General features: G+C 38.2%; 4 protein-coding genes and 1 pseudogene. All 5 read left to right on the forward strand.

Annotation, left to right across the window (positions count from 1 at the left end; translation table 11 throughout):
• Nucleotides 1–1,126 (forward strand): methylmalonyl-CoA mutase family protein (locus WBN20_RS16250; RefSeq protein WP_424282444.1); only part of this gene is annotated, 1,126 nt, incomplete at its 5' end.
• Between the two features lie 146 nt (nt 1,127–1,272).
• On the forward strand, nt 1,273–2,046 hold the full coding sequence (locus WBN20_RS16255) for a ParA family protein (RefSeq protein WP_424270790.1): 774 nt from the start codon (nt 1,273–1,275) through the stop codon (nt 2,044–2,046).
• Nucleotides 2,046–2,948 (forward strand): ParB/RepB/Spo0J family partition protein, encoded by a 903-nt coding sequence (locus WBN20_RS16260; protein ID WP_424270789.1) that lies wholly within the window; start codon nt 2,046–2,048, stop codon nt 2,946–2,948. Before WBN20_RS16255 ends, WBN20_RS16260 begins: the two co-directional genes overlap by 1 nt.
• The gene (locus WBN20_RS16265; RefSeq protein WP_424282445.1) at nt 2,941–3,579 is read left to right on the forward strand and encodes a DUF5683 domain-containing protein; all 639 of its coding nucleotides are present in this window, start codon (nt 2,941–2,943) and stop codon (nt 3,577–3,579) included. The genes WBN20_RS16260 and WBN20_RS16265 overlap by 8 nt, the downstream gene beginning before the upstream one ends.
• A gap of 3 nt (nt 3,580–3,582) precedes the next feature.
• Nucleotides 3,583–3,805, forward strand: a pseudogene (locus WBN20_RS16270) (4-hydroxy-tetrahydrodipicolinate reductase); the annotation flags it as partial.

Raw genomic sequence — 3,805 nt, forward strand, 5'->3', positions numbered from 1 at the left:
GGCAGCGACTTTGGGAGGCACTCAAAGTCTGCACACGAATGCATTAGATGAGGCCATTGCTTTGCACACTGATTTTTCGGCACGCATAGCAAGAAACACTCAGATCTATCTTCAGGAAGAAACAAAAATCACCAAAACAGTCGACCCCTGGGCCGGTAGTTATTACGTGGAATATTTGACAAATGAATTGGCCAAAAAAGCCTGGAATCATATTCAGGAGGTGGAGGAGCATGGTGGAATGACCAAAGCAATTGAAGCTGGTATCCCTAAAATGAGGATTGAACAAGCGGCCGCCAAAAAACAGGCTCGTATAGACAGCGGACAAGACATTATTGTTGGGGTCAATAAATATCAGTTAGAAGAAGAAGATGAAATGCAAATTCTGGAAGTAGATAATGCAGAGGTACGAAGACAACAAATAGAACGATTAATAACCTTAAAAAAGGAAAGAGACAACATAGAGGTAAAGCGCCGGCTAAAAAAATTAACACAAGCTGCTAAAGATAAAACAGCGGCAAAATCCGTTCAAGGTGAAAACAATTTGTTAGCTTTAGCAATAGAAGCAGCCCGGGCTAAGGCCACTCTTGGAGAGATTAGCGATGCTCTGGAAGTTGCTTTTGGAAGATATAAAGCAAAAATTCAATCTTTTACAGGAGTGTACGCAAAAGAAATTAAGGACGACCAGAGTTTTAAAAAGGCCAGAGAATTAGCGGATAAATTTGCAGCACAGGAAGGTCGAAGACCTCGGATTATGATTGCGAAAATGGGTCAGGATGGGCATGATCGTGGTGCGAAAGTTGTGGCTACCGGGTATGCCGATCTCGGATTTGATGTTGATATAGGCCCCCTATTCCAAACACCTCTGGAGGCAGCAAAACAAGCCGTGGAAAATGATGTTCATATTCTTGGCGTTTCTTCTTTAGCTGCCGGACATAAAACCTTGGTGCCACAGGTTTTGGAGGAGTTAAAAAAATATGGCAGAGAAGATATCATGGTAATTGTTGGAGGTGTAATTCCCAAAAAGGATTATACGTATTTATTTGATGCTGGCGCTACTGCAGTATTTGGACCCGGCACCAAAATTAGTGATGCAGCTATACAGATACTTGATATTTTAATAGATTAATTGGATGGGATACCAGGCCCAGTTCCCTAATCGCAATACTTTAACCAACTTTAACGTTTTTGTCAGAGTTATTCACTTTGTGTTAACAAAATACTTTTTTGTGCATTGTAAATAATCGTATTTTTAACCCCTAACTTACTTCAATTATGGGCAAAATTATTGCTATTGCAAACCAAAAAGGTGGGGTTGGAAAAACCACCACCACAGTTAATCTGGCTGCCTCGCTGGGTGTGCTTGAAAAAAAGGTGTTATTAATTGATGCCGACCCCCAGGCCAATGCTACTTCGGGACTAGGTATTAATGTAGATGAAATTCAAATTGGCACATACCAGTTGATGGAGCATACTAAGACAGCTGGAGAAACAATTATCCAGACCTCATCACCTAATGTTGATTTGATTCCTGCACACATAGACCTTGTAGCCATTGAAATAGAATTAGTAGACAAGGATGAAAGGGAATACATGATGAAAAAAGCCATTGGGGATTTAAGGGCATTATATGACTATATTCTTATTGACTGCGCACCTTCTTTAGGCCTACTTACCCTAAATGCCTTGACTGCTGCAGACTCCGTAATTATCCCGATACAATGTGAATATTTTGCTCTGGAAGGACTTGGCAAATTATTAAACACGATAAAAAGCGTTCAAAGGATTCACAATCCTGAATTGGATATTGAAGGTATGTTACTAACAATGTACGATTCCAGATTGCGACTTTCTAATCAGGTTGTGGAAGAAGTCAAGAAACATTTCTCTGATATGGTTTTTGACACAATAATTCAGCGAAATGTTCGTCTGGGAGAAGCCCCCAGTTATGGAGAAAGTATCATAAAATATGATGCCAGTAGTAAAGGTGCTACAAACTACCTAAATATGGCCAATGAACTATTGAAAAAAAATAGAGAGAAAGTATAATGGCTAAAGCAACGAGGAAACAGGCTTTAGGAAGAGGACTTTCTGCTCTGCTTAAAGATCCTGAAAATGATATTAATTCGGTATCGGATAGAAATGCTGATAAAGTTGTTGGTAATATAGTAGAACTAGATATTGACACTATTGAGGTAAACCCATTTCAACCCCGTTCTCATTTTAATGATGACACCCTTCAGGAATTGGCTTCTTCCATAAACGAATTAGGAGTTATTCAGCCTATTACGGTAAGAAAATCTGACTTTAATAAATTTCAGTTAGTTTCGGGAGAGAGAAGGTATAGAGCTTCTAAGTTAATTGGACTAAGAACAATACCGGCATATATAAGAATTGCCAATGACCAGGAGTCCCTTGAAATGGCACTCGTTGAAAATATTCAACGCCAGGATCTGGATCCAATTGAAATTGCCCTTTCCTATAATCGTTTAATCAACGAAATAGGTTTGACTCAGGAAAAGTTAAGTGACCGAGTGGGTAAAAAAAGATCGACAATTGCTAATTATCTTCGTTTATTACGTCTGGACCCCATTATTCAAACCGGAATGCGAGATGGCTTTATTTCTATGGGACATGGCAGGACTCTGGTAAATATTGACCAAAAAGACGATCAAATTAGCCTTTATGAAAAAATTGTAAAAAACAGTTTATCTGTTAGAGAAACTGAGCATCTTGTTAATCAATATCACAAAGGGCCTATTCAAAAGAAGTCTTCAAACAAGTCGTCAGAAACTACAGAATTAATAAATAATGGCGCGAAACATCTTAAAAACTATCTTTCTACCAATATAACCGTTAATTCTACAGATGATGGTAAGGGTAAGATAAGTATTCCTTTCAGTTCAGAGGAAGATTTTCAGCGATTGAAAAAACTAATTACAGGTGAGTAAAAACCTTGTTTTCTTATGTTTATTATTGTTCCCTGTACTTTTTTCCTTGGCCCAGGAAGGTCAAAATGAAAGTCCTAAGGATTCTGTTCCGAAAAATTCAAAAAAACAAAAGATTATTGTAGCAGATAAAGTGGAAAAGAAACGCATTAATCCCTTAGCTCCAAGTAGGGCTGCATTTTATTCTGCTGTTCTGCCTGGCTTAGGTCAGGCCTATAACAAGCGTTATTGGAAAATTCCTATTGTTATTGGTGCCATAGGGGTTGGAATTTATGCCTATAAATATAATGATGATCTTTATGATCGTTTCCGAACGGCCTTTAAAAGAAGAAAAGCCGGTTTTACGGATGATGAATTTTATGATGTAAACGGGTCCGGAATAGTTCCTGGCAGCCCTGACTTATCAGACAGCGCCCTGCAGGATGGGCAGGAACGTTATCAAAGAGATCGCGATCTGGCATTGTTTATCACACTGGCATTATATGCTTTGAATATTATTGATGCCAATGTGGATGCTCATTTAAAACAATTTAATGTAGATGAAAATCTTAGTTTGGATATTAAACCGTATCTCGAATATAATCCAATAGTTGGAGACCCTAACTATGGATTGGCTTTAACCATTAAATTCTAAAATATGCATATAGGTTTATTTGGATATGGGAAAATGGGAAAAATGATTGAAAAGATCGCTATCCAAAGAAATCATACGATAGTTGCTAAAGTAGATGTGGACACAAAAGAAGTTGACTATAGCGCATTGGATATGGCAATTGATTTTAGTAGTCCGGAGGCTGCGTTTAATAATATTAAGAGTTGTCTTGAACACAATGTTCCGGTAATATCGGGCACAACGGGTT

The organism is Eudoraea sp., from assembly GCF_049665975.1.
Lineage (GTDB): Bacteria > Bacteroidota > Bacteroidia > Flavobacteriales > Flavobacteriaceae > Eudoraea.

Coding starts and splice junctions, on each gene's coding strand:
- WBN20_RS16255 (WP_424270790.1), top strand. CDS start 1,273: ATGGGCAAAATTATTGCTATTGCAAACCAAAAAGGTGGGGTTGGAAAA.
- WBN20_RS16260 (WP_424270789.1), top strand. CDS start 2,046: ATGGCTAAAGCAACGAGGAAACAGGCTTTAGGAAGAGGACTTTCTGCT.